Source organism: Massilia paldalensis (assembly GCF_044901715.1).
Classification (GTDB): Bacteria; Pseudomonadota; Gammaproteobacteria; order Burkholderiales; family Burkholderiaceae_D; genus Telluria; species Telluria paldalensis.
Genome location: NZ_JBJCIU010000001.1, coordinates 1,082,158 through 1,106,183 on the forward strand (window position 1 = coordinate 1,082,158; position 24,026 = coordinate 1,106,183).

A 24,026-nucleotide genomic window follows, 5' to 3' on the forward strand; every position below is an offset into this window, starting at 1 on the left:
AAGATGCACATCGTAAACCAACAACGCGGCCGAGCATATGGTTTCGTCGTTGCACTTTCGACCTTGCCATACGACTGTGACATATACTGGCGGGGCTGCGACACACGCAGCGCTGCCGAGATACGACGACCTTGCGATCCATCCTGCCCATCACCGTCCGTTCGCGCCTGGCCGTCACGGTCGGGGCGCTGGTGCTGGGCGCCACGCTGCTGGTCGGCCCGCTCGCGCTGACGGTGGCCGAGCACGACATGCGCGCCGTGCTGGGCGATCAGCAGTTCGCGCTGCTGTCCAGCGCCGCCGCCTTCATCGACGACCGCCTGGAAGCGCGCGTGCGCGAGATGGACGTGCTGGCCGGCGCCGTGCCGCCGGCCGCCCTGCACGATGCGCGCCGCCTGCAGGCCTGGCTGAGCGAGCGCGAACCGGGCGCACTGGACGGCTTCGTCAACGTCGTCGCGTTCGCGCGCAACGGCGACCTGGTGGCGTCCGGATCCTCGATGCCGAGCGCCCAGCCGCTCACCGGCGCCGGGCGCCAGTATTTCGAGGAGACCGTGCGGCGGCGCCACGGCCTGGTGTCGGAACCGTTCGAAAGCCGCCTGTCCGGCGCCCAGGTCGTGCTGGTGACGGCGCCCGTGTTCGATGCCGCCGGCGACCTGGCCTACGTGCTGGCCGGGCGCATCGACCTGCAGCACTCGAACTTCCTGCGCCAGATCGACGCCCTGAAGCCGGGCCGCAGCGGCTACCTGTTCCTGATGTCGGCCGACGGCGTGGTGATCGACCATCCGAATCGCGATCGCCTGCTGGAACGGCTCGACGCCGCCGCGGCCGGCAGCGTGGGGGACCAGCCCGGCGCCCAGCGCGCCTTGCGCGGCTTCGAGGGCTGGCTGTACGGCAGCGACAGCCAGGGCGCGGCGATCTTCACCTATAAACGCCTGCGCAGCACGGGCTGGATCCTGGGCGCGCGCTACCCGAGCGACGAGGCGTTCGCGCCGATGGCGCGCATGCGCGGGCGCGTGCTGGCCGTGGCGGGTGCGCTGGCGCTGCTGGCCGGCGGCTTTGCCTGGTGGCTGGTGCGGCGGCGCCTGCGTCCGCTGGACGCGCTGCGCCGCAAGGTGGCGGCGATGCGCCGCGGCGGCGTCGGCAGCGCCGCGCTGCAATCCGACCCGCAGCTGCGCCGTCGCGACGAGATCGGCGAGCTGGCGCGCGCCTTCCACGACCTGGTGCACGAACGCGAGCAGGCGTCGAACCGGGTGCGCGCCATCGCCGACAACGTGCCGGCCGCCATCGCCTACGTCGACCGCGAGGAACGCATCGTGTTCACCAACGCCGCTTTCGAGGGCATGCTGGGCATGGCGGGCGGCGCCTGCGGCCGCACCGTGCGAGAGGCCCTGGGCGAAGCGGGCTACGCGCGCCTGGAGCCGCTGGTGCGCGCCGTGCTGCGCGGCGAGCGGGGACGCGTCGAGGACGTGCGCAGCGACGACAAGCGCCGCCACCAGCTGATCGAATACCTCCCCGACGTCGGCGCGGACGAACACGGCAACCCGGCCGTCGCCGGTTTCTACGTGCTGGCGATGGACATCAGCGAACGCAAGGAAGCGGAACTGGCGCAGGCGGCCAGCGAGCAGCGCCTGCGCCTGATCGCCGACAACCTGCCGGTGCTGATCTGCTACATCGACCGCAACCACCGCCTGGGATTCGCCAACGCCACCTTCCGCGACTGGCTGGGCCTGGACGGTGCGACCCTGGAGGGCATGCACCTGCTGGAAGCGCTGGGCAAGCCCGGCTACGACGGGGCCAGGGCGCGCTTGCAGGGCGCCTTCGGCGGCGACGGCGTGCGCTTCGAGATGGCGCTGCAGGCGGCCGGCCGGCACCGCATCCTCGAATGGACGTTCGTGCCGGACCGTGGCGGCGCAGGCACCGCTGTCGGCGCGGGCAAGGGCGCCGTGACGGGCGTGTATGCGCTCGCGCACGACATGACGCGCATGAAGGAAGCGGAGCGCCGCCTGGTGCAGATGGCGCGCGTGGACGACCTGACCGGCATCGCCAACCGCCGCCTGTTCGGCGAGACGCTGGCGCGCGCGCTCGAACGGGCGCGCCGCAGCGGCAGCGTGCTGGGGCTGGCCTACCTCGACATCGACCATTTCAAGCGCATCAACGACACCTGGGGCCATGGCGTGGGCGACGAGGTGCTGAGGGAGTTCGCGCGCCGCCTGTCCGCGAGCGTGCGCGCCGTCGACACCGTGGCGCGCCTGGCTGGCGACGAATTCGTGATCGTGCTGGAAGACGTGGGCGGCGTGGCGCAGGCGACCTGCACCGCCGCCCAGGTGGTCGAGGCGATGCGCGCGCCGTTCGCCACCAGCGCGGGCAGCCTGGCCGTGAGTGCCAGCGTCGGCATCACGCTCGCGGATGCGGGCGCCGGACCCTTGCCCGGCCAGGAGCAGTTGCTGGGGCAGGCCGATGCCGCGCTGTACGAAGCCAAACGCGCGGGGCGCGACCGCTTCGTCGTGCTCGGCGACGCGGCGGCGTCGGCCGGCTACAGGCCGGAAGGATAGGTTTCGGGCGGCTCTTGCGCATGCCAGCCGCCGCCCGGGTCGAGCGGTTGCACGGCCGTCGTGCGGTCGATGTGGATGACGGCGTCGAACTGGCGCGCCATCGTCGCAGAGAAATAATGGCTCTGGCGCTCCGTGCGCGGCAGGTAGAGGACGCCGATGGCACGCTCCAGGCGGCGTTCCATCAGGATATCGTGCGCCGGGCCCGGTCCGCGCAGGGGCAGCAGGAAGCGCGGCAGGCCGACCTCGTGCAGCAGCGCCTCGTAGCTGCCGGCCAGGGCGGGTTGCACGCGCTTGTGCTCGGCCGGACCGTCCCATTCGGACGCGGCCGTGACGTAGCCGTCATAGGTCGAGAAGCCGACGAGGCGGGTCTGGCCATCGTAGGCCTTGCGCGCCAGTTCGCCCACGTTCCATTCGCCCAGCTCGCCGACCTCGGTGGCGCGCGCGTCGCCGATGTGCGAGTTGTGTTCCCAGACGACGATCCTGGCCGGTTCGCCGTCGCGCGTCAGGTAGCCGGCGAGCGCGTCGAGCGTCTCGGCCATGTGGCTGTCGCGCAAATTCCAGGACGAGATGCGGCCGCGGAACATGGTGCGGTAGTATTCCTCGGCATTCTTGACGAGGCGGGCGTTCTGCTGGGCATAGAAGAAGCCGTCCTCGGCGCCGTCCTTCTGCATGTACTCCAGCGCGCGATGCTGCATCTGCGCGAGCTGGTCGATCACGCCCTGTTCGCAGGACGCCGACAGGTCGATATTGGCCGTGTAGCCGTAGTGCTGGCTGTCCTCGTCGTAGTGGTCGAAGCAGGCATAGCGGGCACGCGCCTGGGCCGCCGCCTGCGGGTCCACCCGTTCCAGGTAGTCCAGCACTTCGCCGATCGACGTGAACATGCTGTACAGGTCCAGGCCGTAGAAGCCGACCTGGCGCGCGGCGCCGCCGTGCCGGTCGTGCTGCTGCCCACGTCGCTGTCCATTATGCCGGCGCAGCCATTCGACGAAGCGCGCCACGTCCGTGTTACGCCACATCCAGTTCGGAAAGCGCGTGAAGCCGCCCAGCGCCCCGTTCGCGTCCTTGTCCTCGCCCTGGCCGCGCACGTAGCGGTTGACGCGGTAGGCGTCGGGCCAGTCCGCCTCGACGGCCACGGCATGGAAGCCCTTTTCCTCGATCAGGCGGCGGGTGATGCGGGCCCGCTCCGCGTAGAACTCGTGGGTGCCGTGGGTGGCTTCGCCCAGCAGCACGAAACGGGCGTCGCCGATCAGGTCGAGCAGGGCATCGTAGTCGTGCTCGCCGCCGGTGAGGGGACGGGCGGCGCTGCGCAGGAAGGAGGCGGCGTGCTGGTTCGGCATGGTGTGCTCAATGGAGGGTGCGGCCGCCCGGGTGCCGGTCGGCCATGCGGAAGGGCGCGGCGCCGCGCTCGATGAAGGATTTCATGCGCCGCAAGTCGTCCTGCATGCGCGCCTGCGGATCGGCGCCCAGCAGCGCGGCCAGGCCGCGGCCCAGCGCCCCGGCCGGCGGCACGTAGGACATGCGCACGGTGACGAGCGTGCCGCCGTCTTGCGGCTCGAACTGCACGGAACCGTTCTGCGGGATTTCCGCGCCCGGTTCGCTGCGCCAGGCGAGGCGGTGCGGGCGGCTCTGTTCGGTGACGACGGAGTTCCACGCGAATTCGGTACCGCCCGGGCCCTTGACGACCCAGTGCGAGCGGCGCCGGCCCAGGTCGCGCACCTCGACCACGTGCGACATGAAGCGGGGGAAGTTCTCGTAGTCGGTCCACAGGTCGTACACGTCTTCCGGCGCCGCGTCGATCCGGATCGATTGCTCGACGTCGGCGGTCTGGTCCATCGACAGGCGCAGGCGCTGGCCCAGCTGGCCGCGCATCATCCCACCAAGGGCGCCGCCCAGCGCACCGCCCAGCGGCCGGTTGGCGGCGCCGCGCGCGAGCAGGGCGGCGCCCGCCAGGCCCAGCACGAGGGCCAGCGGCGAACGGCGCAGCACGCCCACCGTGGCCAGCAGCGTTCCGCCCGCCACGGCCGAGTTGCGAACGGCCGGCGACCAGGCGCCGTTGCTGCGGTCCGGCGCGCCGGTCGCGTCGCCGATCCGCTCCATGCCGTGCTGCGCGTCGTGCGCCATGCGCGCGCCGGCCCCGTCCAGCAGGCGCCCGCCGGCGCCGTCCGGGCGTACCGCCTCCCGCACGTCCGCGGCGGCCTGGCGCACGGTCCCGCGCAGGCGCTCGCCGGCGGCGCCCAGCCGTTCGCCGGCGCCATGCCAGGCGTGGCCGAGCGCCTGCGAGGTGCGCGTGCCCGCGCCGCGCACGGCGGCGGCCGACCGGGCGCGCCGCGCGCCGCCGCGGTCGGGGTCGAGCATGTACATCAGCAGCGCCCCGGCGGCCGCGCCGCCCAGCCATTTGGCAATGTCCAGATTGATGTCGCTCGTCGGTCTCATGGTTTCGGTCCTCGTCGCTTGTCGTCGCTTATCGTCGATGTTCGTCGGTGGTTCTGCTCGTTGTCCGTGGTCGCACGCTCCTGACAGGTCAGGAAGGGGCGCGCCAGGCCGCTCCCAGCAGATCCTGTACTTCGGCGTCGCTCGTCTGGTCGAAGCGCTCGTACCACTGCCCGACGGCGCGAAAGCGTGGCGGCGCCAGCAGGCACACGAGCGCGTCGACGCGCGGCGCCAGGTCCTGCAGCGTGTCCGGCGGCGCCACCGGGACCGCCACCACCAGCTCGCGCGGCCCCAGGCGGCGCGCGACGTCGATGGCGGCCAGCATGCTCGCGCCGGTAGCCACGCCGTCGTCGACCAGGATGGCGCTGCGACCCGCCAGCGCCAGCGGCGGGCGGTCGCCGCGGTAGGCCTTTTCGCGCCGTGCCAGTTCCGCCCGCTCGCGCGCTGCCACGCCGTCCACGTCGTCCTGCGTTACGCCCATCACGCCGGGCACGCCCGGCTGCAGCACAGTCACGCCGCCGCTGCCGATGGCGCCCATCGCCAGCTCCGGGTGGTGCGGCATGCCCAGCTTGCGCACGACCAGGATGTCCAGCGCGACGCCGAGGCGCTGCGCGAGGGCGAAGGCGACCGGCACGCCGCCGCGCGGCAGCGCGAGGACCAGCACGTCGTCCCGGCCGGCGTATTCGGCGAGCGGTGCGGCCAGCAATCCGCCCGCTTCGCGGCGGTCCTTGAAGCCGTGGATGTCCGCCATGTTGCCGTCCCTGCCTCGCCGTCCCTGCGTTGTCGACCCTGTGCCGGCGGGCCTCCGTGCTACTGGACGGTCAGCCGGCGCGCCGCGCCGCCTGCCTTCTTCAGCAGCGTCAGCATCAGCACGCCGTTCTCGAGCTTCGCTTCGGCTGCCGCATCGTCGACCTCGGCGGGAAGCGTGAAGGTGCGCTGGTAGCGGCGCGTCGCGCGTTCAGCGTACACCACCTGTTCGCCCTGGCGCTGTTCGTTTGCCTGCTGGCATTCGCCTTCGATCGTCACGCGCTGGCCGTCGATCGCGACCTTCACGTCTTCCTTGCGCACGCCCGGCAGGTCGGCACGCACTTCGAATGCGCCATCGTGCTCGGTCACGTCGAGCCGCGGCATGCCCACGCCTTCGCCGGCCCAGGCGGCGCCGTGCGCGAGCGGCGCGAAAAAGTCCTGGAACATGCTTTCGACCATGCGGCCGAACTGGTCTTCCATCGAGCCCGGCCGGAACGGCGTCAGCGGGGCATTGGTCCTCCTGATCAGGTTCATGATGCGCTCCTCGTAAAGGATGACATGAAGGGATGACACGACGGGATGCAACGGCGGCCGGTGGAATGACGGCGCCGCCATCGCATTTATAGGACCGGGACAGGCCGAATGCAAGCGCCGCCGCCATTCGTGCGCGGGGCCGGGAAGAGATCATTGACGCGCGCCAGCCAGCGGACGAGAGCGGGGAATCCGGCGCCGTGGCGCCGGTCCATTGCAGGGATGGGACGTGGAAGCGCTCAGCCGAGGTTGCGGCGGTGGAAGCGCAGGTGGTCGTCGACGAAGGTCGAGATGAAGTAATAGCCGTGGTCGTAGCCGGGATGGCGGCGCAGCGTGAGGGGCTGGCCGACGGCCTGGCAGGCCTGCTCGAACGCTTCCGGATGCAGCTGCTCGGCGAGGAACTTGTCGGCCAGGCCCTGGTCGATGAGGATGCCCTTGGGGAAGGGTGCCGTGCCGCTGTCGGCCATCAACGCGCTCGCATCGTAGGCGCGCCATGCGGCCTGGTCGCCGCCGAGATAGCCGCCGAAGGCTTTCTGGCCCCACGGGCAGCGCATGGGCGCGGCGATCGGCGCGAACGCGGAGACGGAGCGGAACAGGTCCGGGTTGCGCAGCGCCAGCATCAGCGCGCCATGGCCGCCCATCGAGTGGCCGAAGATGCCGACGCGCTCGGCATCGGCCGGCAGCGCTTCCGGCACGAGCCGGCGCAGTTCCAGGATGTGGCTGTACATGCGGTAGTGCGTGGACCACGGCTCCTGCACGGCGTCCACGTAGAAGCCGGCGCCCACGCCGAAGTCCCAGGCGTCCGTCTCGCCGGGCACGCCGGCGCCGCGTGGGCTGGTATCCGGCGTCACCAGGATCAGGCCTTCCTCGGCCGCCACGCGCTGGGCGCCGGCCTTGATCATGAAGGTCTCTTCGGTACAGGTGAGGCCGGCGAGGTAGAACAGCACGGGCAGGCGCTTGCCCTCGGCGCCGGGCGGCAGGTATACCGAGAAGCGCATCGGCAGGCCGATGGCGGCGGAATAGAATTTGTAGAAACGCTGGACGCCGCCGAAGCAGGCGTGTTCGCTGAGGAGTTCGAGCATGGTGGAATCCGCAAATGCGCTGGATGAACGAAACCGCAAGTATGCCCGTTCCACGCCGGGCCTGCCAGCTCGGCAGCCCGGGCATGGCGTCGGCATTGCGCAGCCTCAGGGTAGGGAAACGTCAGCCGCCGCCGATGCCGCGCATGACGCGTCCCGTGCCTTCGCACTCGGGACAGGTCTTGCCGCCGGCCAGCTTGCCGCTGCCGCCGCAGGTTTCGCACAGGTCCTCGGCGGCACCGGGCGTGCCCGGCTGGGCTTCGTCGCCCGGTTTCAGGTCGGGGGCGGCGGGGGTGACGGGATGGTGGTAGTCGGCCGGGTTGGCGCGGTTGCTGTCGGTACTCACGGAAGCCTCGCTGGGAAGAATGGATGACGAAGCCATTCTAGGATGGGCGGCGCGGCGGCGGCGCACGCGGCCGGCCGGCTTGCGGGCGCATGTGATGGCTTGTCCCGCGCTTGTCACGCGCTTGTCATCGTGCAGTGCGAAATTTGGCCTTGACTTTCAGTCATCCTGGGAAATACTCGTAAAGCAGCAACACTGAGCAGTCAAACCCTTATCCTCCATCAAAGTCAGGAACTGAGATGAATCAAGATATCCTCGATCAAGACGACGACCACGTCAGTATTCCTTACCAGCGTCGCGACGACCAGCGCACCGAGATCGTCGATCTCGGCATTGCCCTTCAGCAACGCAGCAATACGATGACGGCCGTCGAATACCTGCGTTCCCAGGACGTCGGCAACGACGTCATCGAACGCGTGCTGACCGAGCCGGGGCGCAGGCGTGCCTGGTATGCCTGAGCCCGGAGGCGCGCGTCGGCCAAGGTTATACACAAAAATTTCCTGTTTTCATCTTGCATAATTATTTCATCCGTGTTTCGCTTGACATCGTAAACCCTTGATTTTGCGCGGCTTGCAAACTGCTCGCGCAACGGGCAACTTGTTGAAAGCCGCATCCCAGCTTGGTTTTGCGATGTCAAGAGGGTGTTTTTCCACAAGCTTATTCACAGTTTTTGTGGATATCTGATCAATGCAATAAAAATCATCGACTTGGCGAAAACGGCCCCGACCGCACTGCGCCTGGTCTGATGCCGTTTCGCGACACTGGCGCAATGGGCCGCCGAGATTGCACTTGCGCAAGCACACTGGATAAATGTACAGTTGAGCCATCTTTCCGGCTTGTCCATGTCCGCTACCGCTTCCGCCATCGCCGCGCCGCCGTCGTCTTCTGCGTCCGCTTCGCCCCCTTCGTCCACCGCACGGGACGACGATCCCTATGCCAGCCTGAACGCGGCCCAGCGCGCCGCCGTCGACCACGACATCGGCGCCGCGGCGCCGCGGCCGCTGCTGGTCGTTGCCGGCGCCGGTTCGGGCAAGACCAATACGCTGGCGCACCGGGTGGCGCGCCTGATCCAGACGGGCGCCGATCCGCAGCGCATCCTGCTGCTGACGTTCTCGCGGCGCGCGGCGAACGAGATGGGGCAGCGCGCGGCCGGCGTGCTGCAGCGCATTTTCAAGACGTCGAGCCAGTCGTTCGCCAGCCTGCCGTGGGCCGGCACCTTCCACGCCATCGGGGCGCGCCTGCTGCGCGAGTATGCCGGCCGCATCGGCCTGGAAGCGTCGTTCACGATCCACGACCGCGCCGATTCCGAAGACATGATGGGCCTGGTGCGCCAGGAGATCGGCCTGGGCGCCGCGGCGGGCCAGAAGCGCTTTCCGCTGAAGGGGACCTGCCTGGCGATCTATTCGCGCGTTGTCAACAGCCGCGAGCCGCTCGCCGATGTGCTGCAATCGACCTTTCCCTGGTGCAGCGAGTGGGAGGAACAGCTCAAGCGCCTGTTCGGCGCATACGTCGACGCCAAGCAGGAGCAGAACGTGCTCGACTACGACGACCTGCTGCTGTTCTGGGCCGAAATGGCATCCGATCCCGAGCTGGGTCCGGAACTGGGCGCGCTGTTCGACCACGTGCTGGTCGACGAATACCAGGACACCAACCGGCTGCAGGCGGCCATCATCCAGGGCATGAAGCCGGACGGCAGGGGCGTGGTCGTGGTCGGCGACGATGCCCAGGCCATCTATTCCTTCCGCGGCGCCACGGTACGCAACATCCTCGACTTCCCGAAGCAGTTCAGCCAGCCGGCGTTGACGGTCACGCTGGACCGCAACTACCGTTCCACCCAGCCGATCCTGGACGCGTCGAATGCCGTGATCGCGGCGGCGCTGGAGCGCCATGCGAAGACGCTGTGGACGGACCGGGTCGCGAGCGGCAAGCCGCAACTGGTGCTGATCCCGGACGAGGCCGAACAGGCGCGCTGGGTCTGCAACCGCGTGCTGGAGCAGCGCGAGCAGGGCACCAAGCTGACCCAGCAGGCCGTGCTGTTCCGCGCCGCCAGCCACAGCGCGGCGCTGGAGCTGGAACTGGTCCGGCGCAACGTGCCGTTCGTGAAGTTCGGCGGCCTGAAATTCCTGGAAGCGGCCCATATCAAGGACATGCTGGCGGTGCTGCGCTTCGCCCAGAACCCGAGCGGCCGCCTGGCGGGCTTTCGCGTCGTGCAGCTCATTCCCGGCATTGGCCCGGCCACAGCGGCGCGCCTCCTCGATGCCGTGGCCGCCGCGCCGGAACCTGCCGATGCCGTGGCCGCCTTCGCCGCGCCGGCCCGGGCCCAGGCCGAGTGGGACCAGTTCGCCGCGCTGTTCCGGACCCTGCGCGCGTCCGGCCTGCGCTGGCCGCTGGACGCCGAGCTCGTCAAGGACTGGTACCTGCCGCACCTGGAACGCCTGTACGACGACGCGTCCGTGCGCGCCGCCGACCTCGAGCAGCTGGCGGCGCTGGCCGGCGGCTACGGTTCGCGCGAAGCGTTCCTGACCGAGCTGACGCTCGATCCGCCCGACGCCACCAGCGACCGCGCCGGACCGCCGCTGCTGGACGACGACTACCTGATCCTGTCGACGATCCATTCGGCCAAGGGCCAGGAGTGGAAGGCCGTGCACGTGCTGAACGTCGTCGACGGCTGCATCCCGTCCGACATGGCGACGGGCAGCGCGGAAGACATCGAGGAAGAACGGCGCCTGCTGTATGTCGCCATGACGCGCGCCAAGGAGCACCTGCATCTGGTGGTGCCCAACCGCTTCTTCATCAAGCAGCAGGCCCAGATGGGCGACCGCCACGTGTACGCCCAGCGCACGCGCTTCATCGCCCCGGCCATGCTGAAGCATTTCGAGGAATGCGTATGGATGAATGCCGATACGCCGCAAAGCCGCAAGCCGATGCCGGACAGCGTCAGGATGATGGTGCGCGAGCGCGCGCGCAATGCATGGAAATAATGCGAAGAAGACAGCGGGATCCCCGGAATTCCTGCCACGTTCGCCGAGTTATCCCCGTTGTGTCGTTTTTGTAGGAATTTGCCCTATAGTCACGCACTGTTCAAAAGCGGTGCACGACCAAGTCATTGATTTCCAAGGGCTTATTTTTTGCCTGTTCCTTGGGCATTTTGTTGAAACCCGCACGGCTGCTGCGCTCCGCGTTTGTCAAGAGGGGCTTGTCCACACAGTTATCCACATTTCTTGTGGATATTGGAATAAATCGATTGGAATCAATGCCTTAGCGCATTTTTGTGTGTGCCGGTCGAGGATTTGCAGACAGGCAACGACCGCATCGACTGGGGCCGGTTTCCTGACAGTCCGTCGCTCCCAGCGGCGTCGCTCAGGGCAGCGCGTCGCGCAGCCGCCGCAGGGCGTCGAGCGCGCCCGCCGCGATGCCGACGCCGGCACGCGGCGCCACGTCCGGCTCGCGCGGATTGACGCGGATGAGGGGCGCATCCTGCGCTTCGCACAGGCGCCGCACGGAGGGGACGTCGCTGCCGGCCCCCAGTTCCATCACCACCAGGCGGCGTGCCGCGCCGCCCCAGGACGCCAGGCGTGCGTACTGGGCCTCCGTGCGGGTGTCGAGCCAGGCGCCGTCGCCGAACATCAGGATGTTGGGGCGGGCCAGCGCGCCACAGTGCGGGCAGGTGGGCAGCGGCGGCGCCATCAGGCAGGTGGCCGGATCGATCGCGGGCCGTACCCCGTCCGCCGGCCAGATGGCGCCGCTGCACGGCCGCGTGCATTGCAGGTGGTGGATCGAACCGTGGCATTCCACGAGGCGCAGCGGATCGAAGCCGGCACGCTGGAACTGGCCGTCGACGTTGCTCGTGAAGACGAAGGCGCCGTGCGCCAGGCGCTCGCCCAGTGCGCGCAGGATGGCGAAGCCTTCGTGCGGCACGGTGTCGCGGTACAGCGCGAGGCGGTGGCCGTAGAAGCCCCAGGCCAGTTCCGGATTCGCCGCGAAGTGGCGCGGGTTGGCCATCTCGACGAAACGGATGCCGAGCCGCGCCAGTGGCGGATAGGCGCGCCAGAACCCGTGGTCGCCGCGAAAGTCGGGCAAGCCGGAATCGACGCCCATGCCGGCGCCCGCGCCGACCAGGAGCGCGTCGGCATCGCGCAGCAGCGCGGCGGCGCGGGCGATGGCGGCGTCCACGCTCACGGTCCTTCCTCCGCGTCGATCCTGCGCTGCAGGCGCTCCAGCTCGGCCAGGAAGCGTTCGGCCGCGACGAGCGGCGGCCACGGCTCCCACGGCCGGCAGCCGTAGGCATCGGCGAGCGGATCGCGTTCCAGCACCTTGGAGCGGATCTTCAGCGTGGAGCGCACTTCCTGCACCGACCAGCCGGCCACGTGCACGGCCTCGCTGGCGGCGGCCAGGCGGTCGGCGCGCTTGTGCAGCGCGTGCTCGCCGGCCGTCCAGGCGGGCAGGCGGTAGCGCAGGAACACGGCCTGTTCCAGGCGCCGCGTCAACGCGCGGAAACCGTCGCCGAGGAAAGGCTTGATGGGCGACACCGCGTCGAATCCGAGCAACCCTTCCTCGGCGTCGTGCAGCAGTTCGCGCAACTCGCACACGGCGGGCAGGGGCGCGCTGCTTGCCGCGCGCCGCAGCAGCATCACGGCGATCGAATGCTGGGCCACCGACAGCGGCAGCGGCCAGGCCGAGTGGCCGCCCCAGCGGTAAGTGCGGGCCAGGCCGAGCGCCAGGTCGGCATCGTCCCAGTCGAAGGGCGTGGGGTTCAGGAGGTCGAGTCGCTTGCCGGAAGGCATGCGAACCCAGGCGCGCATCTCGGGCGCCATGTCAGGGAGCAGGAGCAAGAGTCGTCATGCGAGGATTCTACACGGGGCCGCCAGGACTTCCCGCGCCGGTTGACGATTGACGTGGACGAACATCGCGGCCTGCTCTGGCATTATGCTCTGGCAGGATGGCGAGCAGCGTGGTGCGCGGATTCGTGGGCGGAAACGAGGTGGGGGGACAGACATGGGCGAACTTCCGAAACGCGTCGATTGCGACGTGCTGGTGGTCGGCGGCGGCATCAACGGCGCCGGCATCGCGCGCGACGCCGCCGGCCGCGGCTTGCGCGTCGTGCTGTGCGAAAAGGACGACCTGGGCCAGCACACCTCGTCCGCTTCCAGCAAGCTGATCCACGGCGGCCTGCGCTACCTGGAGCAATGGCAGTTCGGCCTCGTGCGCAAGGCGCTGCGCGAGCGCGAGATCCTGCTCAAGGGCGCGCCGCACATCATGCGCCCGCTGCGCTTCGTGATGCCCCATGCGCCGGGGCAACGGCCGGCCTGGATGATCCGCGCCGGCCTGTTCCTGTACGACCACCTGGCGCCGCGCGACTTCCTGCCCGCCTCGCAGGCGCTTCGGCTGCGCCTGGACCCGGCCGGCGCGGCGCTGCAGCGCCGGTTCACCCGCGGGTTCTCCTACTACGATGCCTGGGTGGACGATGCGCGCCTCGTCGTGCTGGCCGCGCTCGATGCGCGCGAGCGCGGCGCCACCGTCTACACGCGCACGCGCTGCACGGGCGTGCGGCGCGAGGGCGGGCGCTGGGATGCGATGCTGGAAGGCGAGGGGGGTATCCGCCACGTGCATGCGCGCTGCCTGGTGAACGCGGCGGGACCGTGGGCCGCCAGCTTCCTGCGCGGCGTGGACGGCGCCCAGCCCCGGCCCCTGCGGCTCGTCAAGGGCAGCCACATCGTCGTGCCGCGCCTGTTCGACCATGGCGACGCCTACCTGCTGCAGCAGCCCGACGGCCGCATCGTGTTCGCGCTGCCCTACGAGGAGGACTTCACGCTGGTCGGCACCACGGACGTCGAGTTCACGGGCGACCCGGAGACCGGTGCGCTCGACCGGATGGCCATCAGCGCTCCGGAGACGGCCTACCTGTGCGAGGCCGTCAACCGCTGCTTCGAGCGCCGCATCGGCCAGCACGACGTCGTGTGGAGCTATGCCGGCGTGCGCCCGCTGATCGGCGAGGTGGGGCCGGGCGCGGCGCACGCGTCGGCGGCCAGCCGCGACTTCCGGCTGGCGTTCGACGACACGGGCGCCCACTTGCTGTCGGTCTTCGGCGGCAAGGTGACCACCTTCCGCAAGCTGGCCGAGCAGGCCGTCGACCTCATCGGTCCCGCGCTCGGACGCCAGGTACGCGGCTGGACCGAACACGCCTGCCTCCCCGGCGGCGACCTGTACGGCCGGCTGCCGATCGCGCGCGGCGTGCTGGAATTCGACGGCTGGCTGCGCACGCGCCGCCAGCAGTACGCCTGGCTGCCGCAATCCCTGCTGCAGCGCTGGGCGCATGCCTACGGCACCCGGCTGGGCGCCATGCTGGCGCATTGCCGCTCGCCGGCCGACCTGGGCGAGGAGATCGTGCCGGGCCTGTACGAAGTCGAAGTCGACTACCTCGTGCGCCAGGAGTGGGCGCGCAGCGCGGAAGACATCCTGTGGCGCAGGACGAAGCTGGGGCTGCACGTGCGGGCGGGGGCGGCGGCGAAGCTCGACGAGTGGCTGGCGCTGCGGCGACAAAAAACGGTGCCGTTGTCATGAGTACGTCGCCCCTGCGCAGGCAGGGGCCCAATTTGGTCAACGTGCACGCAAGATTGGGCCCCTGCCTGCGCAGGGGCGACGGATAGGGCGGGCGTTACCTTACTTGGCGTTCTGCGCCAGCCATGCATCGATTTCCGGCAGGCGCTGCTCCTTGACCTTGATGCGGTCCTGGATCGCGGCGACGGCGGCCTCGACGTCGCCGCGGGCACTGGCCGCCAGGTTGGCGTCGGCATAGGCCTTCAGCTTGCCGACCATGGCCGGATCGGACGAGCCGTAGGCCAGGCGCGCGAAGTAGCGGCTGCGCGAGGTGGCGTCGATGCGTTCGTTGATCTTCTCGCGCTCGGCCAGCGCGAAGTCGAACGCCAGGTCCGGATAGCGGCCGGCCACGGCCGAGATCATCGTCGCGCTGGTGGTCGCGCCCGGCTCGTCCGTCAGCGCCAGGTCCAGCGCGCGCTGGGCCAGGGCCTTGTCCTTGGCAATGGCGAGCAGCGTGTACAGGTTCGACTTGAGCAGCGGCGTCTTCTCCGCCTGGGCGCGGGCACGCAGGCCGTCCCAGGTCGCGGCATCCGCGTTCTGGGCGACGACGGCCAGGATGGTCTTGCGCAGCGGGCCCGGCACGGCGGACGGGTCCTTGTCCATGGCGGCGTAGCGGCGGCGCGCCTCGGCGATGGTGGCGGCGTCGCCCAGGTCGCTCAGCACGCCGATCAGCTGGTTGCGCAGGTTGGCGACCGTGGCGGCCTCGCCGTCGCGCGCCGTCCAGCCGATCTGCGCCATCAGCGGCGCCAGGCGGGCGAGGGCGAAGGCATCGAAGGCGCGCTGGCGCGCTTCGTCGCCGGCGTAGCGGCTGTGGAAGCCGGACAGCACGCCGGCGATGCGCTGCCACACGAGCGGATCGGCCTGCAGGGGCGCGCCCTTGGCCAGGGCCAGCACGTCGGAGGCGGGCTGCAGGCCGGCCATGCCCAGCGAGGAGCTGTCCGACAGCAGGCCGATCTGGTCGATCGGCGCCAGCCGGGCGAACTGTCCGGCCAGCGCGGCGAATTCCTTGGGCGCGTACAGCGTGCGGTAGTAGCCGCTCTGGCCCGCGTTGACGATCACGGCCCCGCAGCCGGGTACGGTGATGGTGCCCTTGCCGCCGGAGACCAGCGTGTTCGCGCTCTTGCCGTTTCCCGCGACTTGCGCGATCACGGGCACGCGCCAGGCCAGCGGCTTCTTGTTCGGCTGGTCGCGCGAGAATTCGGCCTGGGTCAGCGGCACGACGGTCGCGCCGTTCTTGCACACGGGCGCGCCGACGCGGATCAGCGGCACGCCCGGCTGCAGCGTGAAGTCGTGGGCGATCGCCGTGACGGGCTTGCCGGCCGCCTTCTCGATCTGCTTCCACAGGTCGTCCGACACCGTGTTGCCGTAGGCATGGGCCTTCATGTAGGCGCGCACGCCGTCGCGCCAGGCGTTCTCGCCCACGTAGGCTTCCAGCATGCGGATGACGGCTTCGCCCTTCTGGTAGGTGATCTCGTCGAAGGCCTGGCTGGCCTGCTCGACGGTCTCGATGTGCTGCACGACGGGGTGGGTGGCGGCCGTGGAGTCGCGCTGCATGGCGCCGTCGCGGCTGCCGACGGCCGACAGATTGCTGTTCCATTCCGGATGCAGGCGCTCCGTCATGCGGCTTTCCATCCACGAGGCGAAGCCTTCGTTGAGCCACAGGTCGTCCCACCAGCGCATCGTGACGAGGTCGCCGAACCACTGGTGCGCCATCTCGTGGGCGGCCGTCGAGAAGATGTTCTGGCGGTCGCGCTGGGTGGCGATGGCCGGGTCGAGCAGCAGCGCGTATTCGAAGGTGAAGATCGCGCCCCAGTTTTCCATCGCGCCGAAGAACTGGCTCTGGCCCGGGCCGGCGATGTTGTCGAGCTTGGGCAGCGGATAGCGCACGCCGAAGTACTGGTTGTATTCCTTCAGGATGTCCTTCGACGAATCGAGGGCGAACTGGGCCTGCTTGACGGCGCCGCGGCGCGTGATGACGCCCAGTTCCGTGCCGTCCACGGTGGCGGTGGCGCGCTCGAAGTCGCCCAGCGCGAAGAACAGCAGGTAGGTGGACATCTTCGGGGTGCGCGCGAAGCGCACCTGCTGGCGGCCGTCCGGCAGCGTCTTGACGTCGCCCGGCATATTGCTGACGGCCATCTGGCCGGCCGGCACCGTCACGTCGAGGGAGAACGTGGCCTTGTAGGCCGGCTCGTCCCAGGACGGGATCATGCGGCGCGCGTCCGAGTTCTCGAACTGCGTGAACAGGGCGCGCTGCTGCTTGCCATCGGCGCCCGCGTAGTCCAGCCCGAACAGGCCGACGGCCTGGGTACCGATCTTGCCCGTGTAGTCCAGGGACAGGCGGTAGGTGCCCGGCGCCAGCGGACGGTCGAACTTGAAGGTCGCCGTCTGCGCCTCGGCGTTCACGCTGGCGCTGGCCTTGGTGGCGGCGCCTCCCGCGGCCGGCGCGATGCTGGCGCCGGAGAACGCGAGGTCGGCGGCGTTGAGCACGATGCTGTCCGTCGCCTTGGCGACGTCGAGCGTGATGACGGCCTTGCCGGCGAAGGTCGCGGCGGCGGCGTCGGGCGTCAGCGAGACGTCGTAGTGCGTCGGCACGACGCCGCGCGGCAGCTGCGTGGTGGCTTGCTGGGTGGCGGCCGTGGCCGGCGCGGCCTGGACGTGGAGGGCGGGCATGGCGGCGAAAGCCAGGGCAATGGCGGCGGAAAGCAGGCGGCGTTGCATGGAGGTCCTATTTGTATGTATGTCGAACTTGCGCGCTGGGTGTGCTTGGACGAGCAAGGCCAAGCGGCAAATCTACGGGCAAACCGTGCCGGATGTCAACGAGGCAATTCGCCCATGCGGTCGCGGCGCCGGCACGCCGTGCGGTTATCATGGTCCGCACGATAACGACGACAGGAGACGCTGATGAAACTGTACAGTGCCACGCGCGCGCCGAATCCGCGCCGCGTATTGATGTTCATGGCCGAGAAGGGCATCCGCGACATCGAGGTCGTGCCGGTCGACCTCGCGGGCGGCGAGCACCGCGGCGCCGCCTTCATGGCGAAGAATCCGCTGGCCCAGGTGCCGGCGCTGGAACTGGACGACGGCCGCGTGCTGGCCGAGACGCGCGCCATCTGCACCTACCTGGAGGGCCGCCATCCGGCGCCGAACCTGATGGGAGAGGGCTTCGAGGAGCGCGCCTTCGTCGAGATGATGGACCGGCGCTGCGAACTGCAGCTGTTCCTGCGCATCGCCAACTGCATCCGTCACACGCATCCGGGCCTGGCCCCGCTGGAGCAGCCGCAGTTCGGCGAATTCGGGGTCTCGCAGGGCGACAAGATGCGCGCGACGGCGCGCTGGCTGGATGGGGTGCTGGCGCGGCAGCCCTACGTGGCGGGGGAACGGTTCACGATCGCCGACATCACGGCGTTCTGCGCGCTGGAGTTCGCACGGGGATTGATGCGGTTCCGGCCGGGGCAGGAGGGGATGGAACACCTGCAGGCGTGGCGGGATCGTGTGGCGGAAAGGCCGAGTGCGGCGGTGGTGTAGAAAGTCCGTCGCCCCTGCGCAGGCAGGGGCCCAATTTGTACGCGTTGCGACGGCGCATCAGCAATTGGGTCCCTGCCTGCGCAGGGACGACGTGCAGGCAGGGACGCTTATCCCACCCGCTTGTACCACGGCCGTTCGCCCGCCACCGCCTGGTACGAGCCCGCGTGCGCATCCGTCACGGCCAGCGGCCGGTCCAGGCACAGCACGCCGAAGCGCGCCAGGCTGTCGTAGAACAGGCGCAGCACGCGCTGGCGCAGCACGGGGCCGAAGTCGGACAGCGCGTGGCAGCTGACGATGGCCTGGAACTCGTTGAACGAGGCGTCCGTCACGAGGCTGTACTGCGACCACGTGATGCGCCGGCGCAGCTGCGTTTGCAGGCGCGCCTTGCCGTCCGCGATCTCGAACCAGGCGGACAGGTCGCCGGTGCCGCCGCTGTCGGCATGGCGCTGCCGTGCGGCGTCCAGCTCGGCCAGCGGCAGCCAGCCGTCCTGGTGTTCGGCCACCAGTTCCTCGTTGGCCAGCGTGGCGTGGATGTCGAGCCGTCCCAGCACGCCTTCCTCGGCCAGCACGATGGCCAGCGTCCAGGCTTCGCCCACGCCCGCGCATTCGGCGATCCACACGCGCGGCAGCGGCCAGCCGCGCAGCGACGGCGCCAGCACCGTGCGCAGGCGCGAGGCGTGGCCGGGATTCTCGAACAGGCCGGCCGGGGACGGCGAGAACGCGCGCAGCAGGCGCGACGCTTCCGCGCCGTCGTGCAGCACCCGTTCCTGCAGTCCGGACAGCGTGCGCACGTCCAGGAGGCGCAGCACGCGCGCCAGCCGCTCGCGCAGCGCCTGGCGGTCGTAGGCGCGGAAGTCGTGGCCGAAGCGCTGGAACACGGCTTCCAGCAGCAGCTCCGTCTCCAGCTCCTCGACCGCGAGACCGGCGGCCATGCCGGTCCATGCGTTGGATGGTCCCATCGACTTTGGCATCAGTGCAGCCATCAATGGAGCCAAACACGCATCATCGACAGCAACTGGGCCACGTCGACGGGCTTGGTGATGTAGTCGGAGGCGCCGGCCGCGATGCACTTGTCGCGGTCGCCCTTCATCGCCTTGGCCGTCAGCGTGATGATGGGCAGCGACTTGAACTTCGGGATGCGGCGGATCGCCCGCATCGTGTCGTAGCCGTCCATCTCCGGCATCATGATGTCCATCAGGACGATCTCGATGCTCGGATCCTTCTCCAGCACCTCGATGCCGTCGCGGCCGTTCTCGGCGAACAGCACCTGCATCTGCTGGCGCTCCAGCAGCGAGGACAGGGCGAAGATGTTGCGCAGGTCGTCGTCGACGATCAGCACCTTGCGTCCAGCCAGGCCGCCGTCGAGCGCGTGGATCTCTTCCAGCATGCGCCGCTGCACCTCGGGCAGGCTGGCCTGCGAGCGGTGCAGGAACAGTGCCGTCTCGTCGAGCAGGCGCTCGGGCGAGCGCGCGTCCTTGACGACGATGGTCTTGGCATAGCGCTTCAGCTTGGTGACTTCCTTGCGCGACAGCTCCTGCGCCGTGTAGATCACGATCGGCAGGTCGCGCAGCTGCGGCTGCTTGCCGATCTGGTCGAGCAGGTCGAAGCCGGAGACGTCGGGCAGCGTCAGGTCCAGCACCATGCAGTCGAACTGGTCGGACGCCAGCGCCTGCAGCGCCGACTTGCCGTCCTCGGCCATCACGATGTGCACGTCCGCGGCGCCGATCAGGGACACGATCGCCTCGCGCTGGGCCGGATCGTCCTCGACCACCAGCAGCGAGCGCTTGCCGCCCATCAGGAACTTCTGGATGCGCTTGAATTCCTCCTGCAGCATGTCGCGGTCGACGGGCTTGTTGAGGTAGGAAATCGCGCCCTGGCGCAGCGCGCGCTCGCGCTCGCGCAGCGCCGAGATTACGTGCACGGGGATGTGGCGCGTGCTCGGGTCGCGCTTCAGGCGGTCGAGCACCGTCAGGCCGTCGATGTCGGGCAGGTCGATGTCGAGCAGGATCGCCGACGGCAGGTAGTCGCGCGCCAGCGACAGGGCGGAATCGCCGCGCTGCGTGACGACGCCCTTGAAGTTCTTCTCGCGGGCGAAGTCGAGCAGCGTCTTGGCGAAGCGCTCGTCGTCCTCGACGATCAGCACCGAGGCGTCGCCCGGCACCACCAGGCCGCGGTCGTCGCGGATCGTCGCGTACTGGCCCGCATCGTCGCCCAGGTCGTCGGACGGATCGAGCGCGTCGATCGTGACCACGCCGCCATCGGCTTCGTGGCCGCGCTCCGTCTGCACGACGGGGGAGGCCACCACGCTCGGCGCGGCCGGCGGCGCGGCCAGGCGCGCCGGTTGCGGCTGGCGCGTCTGTTCGTAGTTGATGAAGCCGGCGCGGTTGTACGGCAGGTACAGCGTGAAGGTGGAGCCGATGTTGACGGTCGACTCGACGCGGATTTCGCCGCCCAGCAGGCGCGCCAGCTCGCGCGAGATCGACAGGCCCAGGCCCGTGCCGCCATACTTGCGCGCGGTGGAACCGTCGGCCTGCTGGAATGCCTCGAAGATCAGCTGCAGCTTGTCGGACGGGATGCCCACGCCCGTGTCGCGCACGGAGAAGGCCAGCACGGCGTCCGCATGCAGCAGGTGCGGGTGGTCGGCGGTCCAGCCGCTCGTGACGAGGCTGATCGTCAGCGACACCTGGCCGTGGCTGGTGAACTTGAACGCGTTCGACAGCAGGTTCTTGAGCACCTGCTGCAGGCGCGTGGTGTCCGTCATCACGGCGGTCGGCAGGTTGTCCGCCAGGTCGACCTGGAAGCCCAGGTGCTTGGCCTCGGCCATGTGGCGGAACGTGCGGTCGACGTAGTTGCGCAGGTTCGAGAAGCGGTACTCGGACACGTCCAGCGTGACGGTACCGGATTCGATCTTCGACAGGTCGAGGATGTCGTTAATGAGCGTCAGCAGGTCGGAGCCGGAGCCGTGGATGGTCTTGGCGAATTCGACCTGCTTGCCCGTCAGGTTGCCTTCCGGGTTGTCCGACAGCTGCTGCGCCAGGATCAGCAGCGAGTTCAATGGCGTCCTCAGTTCGTGCGACATGTTGGCCAGGAACTCGGACTTGTACTTCGAGGACAGCGCCAGCTGCGTGGCCTTTTCTTCCAGCGCCAGCTTGGCCTGTTCCACCTCGCGGTTCTTGCGTTCCACCTCGATGTTCTGCTCGGACAGCAGGCGCGCCTTTTCCGCCAGTTCCTGGTTGGTCTGCTGCAGTTCCTGCGCCAGCGACTGCGACTGGGTCAGCAGCGATTCGGTACGGCTGTTCGCCTCGATGGTGTTGAGGACGACGCCGATCGATTCCATCAGCTGGTCGAGGAAGGACAGGTGGGTTTCCGTGAAGCGGTCCAGCGAGGCGATCTCGATGACGGCCTTGACCTGCTGCTCGAACAGGATCGGCAGCACGACGATGTTCGTCGGCGGCGCCGAACCCAGGCCGGAGGAGACAACGATGTAGTCGCGCGGCACGTCGGTCAGCCAGATGCGGCTCTTCTCGATCGCGCACTGGCCGACCAGGCCTTCGCCCGGGGCGAACGAGGTCGGCAGCTTGCGGCTGGAGCGGTAGCCGTAGGAGGCGATCATGCGCAGGCGCGCTTCCATCTCCTGCGAGTCCATCATGTAGAACACGCCGTGGTGCGCCGAGACCAGCGGGGCCAGTTCGGACAGGATCAGCTTCGTCACGGCCTGCAGATCGCGCTGGCCCTGCAGCAGGCGGGTGAAGCGCGCCAGGTTGGTCTTGAGCCAGTCCTGCTGGGCGTTCTTCTGCGTGGTCTCCTTCAGGTTGCGGATCATCTCGTTGATGTTGTCCTTCAGGTACGAGACCTCGCCGCGCGCTTCCACCTGGATGGAACGCGACAGGTCGCCGCGCGTCACCGCCGTCGCCACCTCGCCGATCGCGCGCATCTGGTTGGTCAGGTTCGCCGCCAGCTGGTTGACGTTTTCCGTCAAGTCCTTCCAGGTACCGGCGACGCCGGACACGTTCGCCTGGCCGCCCAGCTTGCCTTCGGTACCCACTTCGCGCGCCACGCGCGTCACTTCCGACGCGAACGAGGACAGCTGGTCCACCATCACGTTGATGGTGTCCTTCAGTTCCAGGATCTCGCCCTTCACGTCGACGGTGATCTTCTTGGACAGGTCACCCCTTGCCACGGCGGTGGTCACCGCCGCGATGTTACGCACCTGGCCCGTCAGGTTGGACGCCATGAAGTTCACGTTGTCCGTCAAGTCCTTCCACGTGCCGCCCACGCCCGGCACGTAGGCCTGGCCGCCGAGTTTACCCTCGGTACCCACTTCACGCGCGACGCGGGTCACCTCGGACGCGAACGAGGACAGCTGGTCCACCATCACGTTGATGGTGTTCTTCAGTTCCAGGATCTCGCCCTTCACGTCCACCGTGATCTTCTTGCCCAGGTCGCCGTTCGCCACGGCCGTCGTCACTTCCGCGATGTTACGCACCTGGCCCGTCAGGTTACCCGCCATCGAGTTCACGCCGTCGGTCAAGTCCTTCCAGGTGCCGGCGACGCCCGGCACGTTCGCCTGGCCGCCCAGCTTGCCCTCGGTACCCACTTCGCGGGCCACGCGGGTCACCTCGGACGCGAAGGAGTTCAGCTGGTCCACCATCACGTTGATGGTGTTCTTCAGTTCCAGGATCTCGCCCTTCACGTCCACCGTGATCTTCTTGGACAGGTCGCCATTCGCCACGGCCGTCGTCACGTCCGCGATGTTACGCACCTGGCCCGTCAGGTTGCCCGCCATCGAGTTCACCGAGTCGGTCAAGTCCTTCCACGTGCCGGCGACGCCTTTCACCATTGCCTGGCCGCCCAGCTTGCCCTCGGTACCCACTTCCCTCGCCACGCGGGTCACTTCCGATGCGAACGAGGACAGCTGGTCCACCATCACGTTGATGGTGTTCTTCAGCTCGAGAATCTCGCCCTTCACGTCCACCGTGATCTTCTTGCCCAGGTCGCCGTTCGCCACGGCGGTGGTCACCGCCGCGATGTTACGCACCTGGCCTGTCAGGTTCGACGCCATGAAGTTCACGTTGTCGGTCAAATCCTTCCACGTGCCGGCGACGCCCGGCACGTAGGCCTGGCCGCCCAGCTTGCCCTCGGTACCCACCTCCCTTGCCACGCGGGTCACCTCGGAAGCGAAGGAGCGCAGCTGGTCCACCATCACGTTGATGGTGTCCTTCAGCTGCAGGATCTCGCCGCGCACGTCCACCGTGATCTTCTTGGACAGGTCGCCGTTCGCCACCGCGGTGGTCACCTCGGCGATGTTACGCACCTGCGAGGTCAGGTTGCCCGCCATCGAGTTCACGGAGTCGGTCAAGTCCTTCCAGGTACCCGCGACGCCCGGCACGTAGGCCTGGCCGCCCAGCTTGCCCTCGGTACCCACTTCGCGCGCCACGCGCGTCACTTCGGAGGAGAAGGAAGAGAGCTGTTCCACCATCGTGTTGGCGGTGGTCGCCGCGCGCAGGTACTGGCCCTTGAGCGGGTGGCCGTCCACTTCGAGGGCCATGGTCTGCGACAGGTCGCCCTTCGCCACGGCGCCGATGACGCGCGCCATCTCCGTCGTCGGACGCACCAGGTCGTCGATCAGGGTGTTGACGGAGCTGATGATGGTGGACCAGCCGCCGACCACGCCCGGCACGTCGGCGCGCTGGGTCAGGTGGCCTTCGCGGCCCACGACGCGCGACACCTCGGTCACCGTCTCGACCATCTTCTGCTTGGTCTCGATGATGTCGTTCAGGGTGTCGGCGATCTTGCCCGAGACGCCGGTCCAGTCGGACGGCATGCGGACGGAGAAATCGCCTTTTTTCAGGGCCATCAGGGTGGACAGCAACAGCTTGACATCGAGCTGCTCAGCCATGTCAGTCATGTCGTTCATTGACTAGGGTTCCTCGAAGGAGAAAGAGTAGGTAGGGGCGGTGCGCCAACCGCCGCGGCAGGTACGGACGACCACGTCAAGGTGAGGACGATGTACATGCTCGAGCGAGAAATTTGGACGGACGCTATTGTTAAATGTCAAAAAATTGCAACGATACGCATCTCGGCAAGCCAGTCAAGCGACGCTGTGGCTTACATGCCAAGTTTCATCTATTGTGTATATAAACTTGCATTTATGCAATTTTCAATGGACAATTCGCGCGATCTTAGAACATCTTCGATGATCGGAGCGCACGATTGAAAGAAAAC

17 protein-coding genes are annotated in these 24,026 nt (G+C 68.7%); 5 read left to right on the forward strand and 12 right to left on the reverse strand.

Annotated features, from left to right (window positions below):
• The first annotated feature begins 131 nt into the window (after positions 1 to 131).
• Positions 132 to 2,549 (forward strand): sensor domain-containing diguanylate cyclase, encoded by a 2,418-nt coding sequence (locus ACI1V7_RS04860; RefSeq protein ID WP_404530617.1) that lies wholly within the window; start codon positions 132 to 134, stop codon positions 2,547 to 2,549.
• Here ACI1V7_RS04860 and ACI1V7_RS04865 read toward each other — a convergent pair.
• The 6 genes from ACI1V7_RS04865 to ACI1V7_RS04890 form a co-directional block, all read right to left on the reverse strand.
• Positions 2,531 to 3,886 carry an erythromycin esterase family protein gene (locus ACI1V7_RS04865; RefSeq protein WP_404530618.1) on the reverse strand — a complete coding sequence of 452 codons (1,356 nt, stop codon included), beginning with the start codon at positions 3,884 to 3,886 and terminating at the stop codon, positions 2,531 to 2,533. The two genes, ACI1V7_RS04860 and ACI1V7_RS04865, sit on opposite strands and share 19 nt — an antisense overlap.
• A gap of 7 nt (positions 3,887 to 3,893) precedes the next feature.
• Positions 3,894 to 4,982, reverse strand: a complete 1,089-nt coding sequence (locus tag ACI1V7_RS04870) for an SRPBCC family protein (RefSeq protein ID WP_404530619.1) — start codon at positions 4,980 to 4,982, stop codon at positions 3,894 to 3,896.
• 88 nt (positions 4,983 to 5,070) lie between these two features.
• Positions 5,071 to 5,730 (reverse strand): phosphoribosyltransferase, encoded by a 660-nt coding sequence (locus ACI1V7_RS04875; RefSeq protein WP_404530620.1) that lies wholly within the window; start codon positions 5,728 to 5,730, stop codon positions 5,071 to 5,073.
• A gap of 59 nt (positions 5,731 to 5,789) precedes the next feature.
• A complete protein-coding gene (locus ACI1V7_RS04880) occupies positions 5,790 to 6,260 on the reverse strand; it encodes an Hsp20/alpha crystallin family protein (RefSeq protein WP_404530621.1) in 471 nt (156 codons plus the stop codon).
• A 236-nt stretch (positions 6,261 to 6,496) separates the two neighbouring features.
• Positions 6,497 to 7,339, reverse strand: a complete 843-nt coding sequence (fghA, locus tag ACI1V7_RS04885) for an S-formylglutathione hydrolase (protein ID WP_404530622.1) — start codon at positions 7,337 to 7,339, stop codon at positions 6,497 to 6,499.
• A 121-nt stretch (positions 7,340 to 7,460) separates the two neighbouring features.
• Positions 7,461 to 7,682 (reverse strand): hypothetical protein, encoded by a 222-nt coding sequence (locus ACI1V7_RS04890; RefSeq protein ID WP_404530623.1) that lies wholly within the window; start codon positions 7,680 to 7,682, stop codon positions 7,461 to 7,463.
• A gap of 236 nt (positions 7,683 to 7,918) precedes the next feature.
• On the opposite strand from ACI1V7_RS04890, the gene ACI1V7_RS04895 reads away from it, so the two are divergent.
• Both ACI1V7_RS04895 and ACI1V7_RS04900 read left to right on the forward strand, forming a co-directional pair.
• Complete coding sequence (locus tag ACI1V7_RS04895; RefSeq protein ID WP_404530624.1) at positions 7,919 to 8,137, forward strand: hypothetical protein; 219 nt, start codon at positions 7,919 to 7,921, stop codon at positions 8,135 to 8,137.
• Between the two features lie 384 nt (positions 8,138 to 8,521).
• Positions 8,522 to 10,660, forward strand: coding sequence for an ATP-dependent helicase (locus ACI1V7_RS04900; protein WP_404530625.1), 2,139 nt, complete (start codon positions 8,522 to 8,524; stop codon positions 10,658 to 10,660).
• A 100-nt stretch (positions 10,661 to 10,760) separates the two neighbouring features.
• Here ACI1V7_RS04900 and ACI1V7_RS04905 read toward each other — a convergent pair whose 3' ends face one another.
• From ACI1V7_RS04905 to ACI1V7_RS04915, 3 genes are all read right to left on the reverse strand, one after another.
• Entirely contained in the window at positions 10,761 to 10,883 is a 123-nt protein-coding gene (locus ACI1V7_RS04905; RefSeq protein ID WP_404530626.1) for a hypothetical protein, read from the reverse strand.
• A gap of 156 nt (positions 10,884 to 11,039) precedes the next feature.
• Positions 11,040 to 11,858 (reverse strand): SIR2 family NAD-dependent protein deacylase, encoded by an 819-nt coding sequence (locus tag ACI1V7_RS04910; RefSeq protein ID WP_404530627.1) that lies wholly within the window; start codon positions 11,856 to 11,858, stop codon positions 11,040 to 11,042.
• The gene (locus ACI1V7_RS04915; RefSeq protein ID WP_404531543.1) at positions 11,855 to 12,463 is read right to left on the reverse strand and encodes a phosphohydrolase; all 609 of its coding nucleotides are present in this window, start codon (positions 12,461 to 12,463) and stop codon (positions 11,855 to 11,857) included. Before ACI1V7_RS04915 ends, ACI1V7_RS04910 begins: the two co-directional genes overlap by 4 nt.
• A gap of 211 nt (positions 12,464 to 12,674) precedes the next feature.
• Between ACI1V7_RS04915 and glpD the strand changes: the two genes are divergently transcribed.
• A complete protein-coding gene (gene glpD, locus ACI1V7_RS04920; protein ID WP_404530628.1) occupies positions 12,675 to 14,240 on the forward strand; it encodes a glycerol-3-phosphate dehydrogenase in 1,566 nt (521 codons plus the stop codon).
• A 99-nt stretch (positions 14,241 to 14,339) separates the two neighbouring features.
• Here the strand turns inward: glpD and ACI1V7_RS04925 are convergent, their stop codons facing one another.
• A complete protein-coding gene (locus ACI1V7_RS04925; protein WP_404530629.1) occupies positions 14,340 to 16,994 on the reverse strand; it encodes a M1 family metallopeptidase in 2,655 nt (884 codons plus the stop codon).
• A 183-nt stretch (positions 16,995 to 17,177) separates the two neighbouring features.
• On the opposite strand from ACI1V7_RS04925, the gene ACI1V7_RS04930 reads away from it, so the two are divergent.
• Positions 17,178 to 17,801, forward strand: coding sequence for a glutathione S-transferase family protein (locus ACI1V7_RS04930; protein WP_404530630.1), 624 nt, complete (start codon positions 17,178 to 17,180; stop codon positions 17,799 to 17,801).
• Between the two features lie 107 nt (positions 17,802 to 17,908).
• On the opposite strand, the gene ACI1V7_RS04935 is transcribed toward ACI1V7_RS04930, so the two are convergent.
• Together ACI1V7_RS04935 and ACI1V7_RS04940 are read right to left on the reverse strand one after the other, a co-directional pair.
• Positions 17,909 to 18,772 carry a CheR family methyltransferase gene (locus ACI1V7_RS04935; protein WP_404530631.1) on the reverse strand — a complete coding sequence of 288 codons (864 nt, stop codon included), beginning with the start codon at positions 18,770 to 18,772 and terminating at the stop codon, positions 17,909 to 17,911.
• Between the two features lie 11 nt (positions 18,773 to 18,783).
• Positions 18,784 to 23,718: a hybrid sensor histidine kinase/response regulator gene (locus ACI1V7_RS04940; protein WP_404530632.1), complete on the reverse strand. Its 4,935-nt coding sequence runs from the start codon at positions 23,716 to 23,718 to the stop codon at positions 18,784 to 18,786.
• Positions 23,719 to 24,026 lie beyond the last annotated feature (308 nt).

What these genes read in the sequence shown, in the direction of transcription:
- ACI1V7_RS04870 (WP_404530619.1), bottom strand. Translation starts at nt 4,982, where the DNA reads ATGAGACCGACGAGCGACATCAATCTGGACATTGCCAAATGGCTGGGC.
- ACI1V7_RS04940 (WP_404530632.1), bottom strand. Translation starts at nt 23,718, where the DNA reads ATGAACGACATGACTGACATGGCTGAGCAGCTCGATGTCAAGCTGTTG.
- glpD (WP_404530628.1), top strand. Translation starts at nt 12,675, where the DNA reads ATGGGCGAACTTCCGAAACGCGTCGATTGCGACGTGCTGGTGGTCGGC.
- ACI1V7_RS04935 (WP_404530631.1), bottom strand. Translation starts at nt 18,772, where the DNA reads ATGCCAAAGTCGATGGGACCATCCAACGCATGGACCGGCATGGCCGCC.
- ACI1V7_RS04865 (WP_404530618.1), bottom strand. Translation starts at nt 3,886, where the DNA reads ATGCCGAACCAGCACGCCGCCTCCTTCCTGCGCAGCGCCGCCCGTCCC.
- fghA (WP_404530622.1), bottom strand. Translation starts at nt 7,339, where the DNA reads ATGCTCGAACTCCTCAGCGAACACGCCTGCTTCGGCGGCGTCCAGCGT.
- ACI1V7_RS04875 (WP_404530620.1), bottom strand. Translation starts at nt 5,730, where the DNA reads ATGGCGGACATCCACGGCTTCAAGGACCGCCGCGAAGCGGGCGGATTG.
- ACI1V7_RS04900 (WP_404530625.1), top strand. Translation starts at nt 8,522, where the DNA reads ATGTCCGCTACCGCTTCCGCCATCGCCGCGCCGCCGTCGTCTTCTGCG.
- ACI1V7_RS04880 (WP_404530621.1), bottom strand. Translation starts at nt 6,260, where the DNA reads ATGAACCTGATCAGGAGGACCAATGCCCCGCTGACGCCGTTCCGGCCG.
- ACI1V7_RS04930 (WP_404530630.1), top strand. Translation starts at nt 17,178, where the DNA reads ATGAAACTGTACAGTGCCACGCGCGCGCCGAATCCGCGCCGCGTATTG.
- ACI1V7_RS04915 (WP_404531543.1), bottom strand. Translation starts at nt 12,463, where the DNA reads ATGCCTTCCGGCAAGCGACTCGACCTCCTGAACCCCACGCCCTTCGAC.
- ACI1V7_RS04895 (WP_404530624.1), top strand. Translation starts at nt 7,919, where the DNA reads ATGAATCAAGATATCCTCGATCAAGACGACGACCACGTCAGTATTCCT.
- ACI1V7_RS04925 (WP_404530629.1), bottom strand. Translation starts at nt 16,994, where the DNA reads ATGCAACGCCGCCTGCTTTCCGCCGCCATTGCCCTGGCTTTCGCCGCC.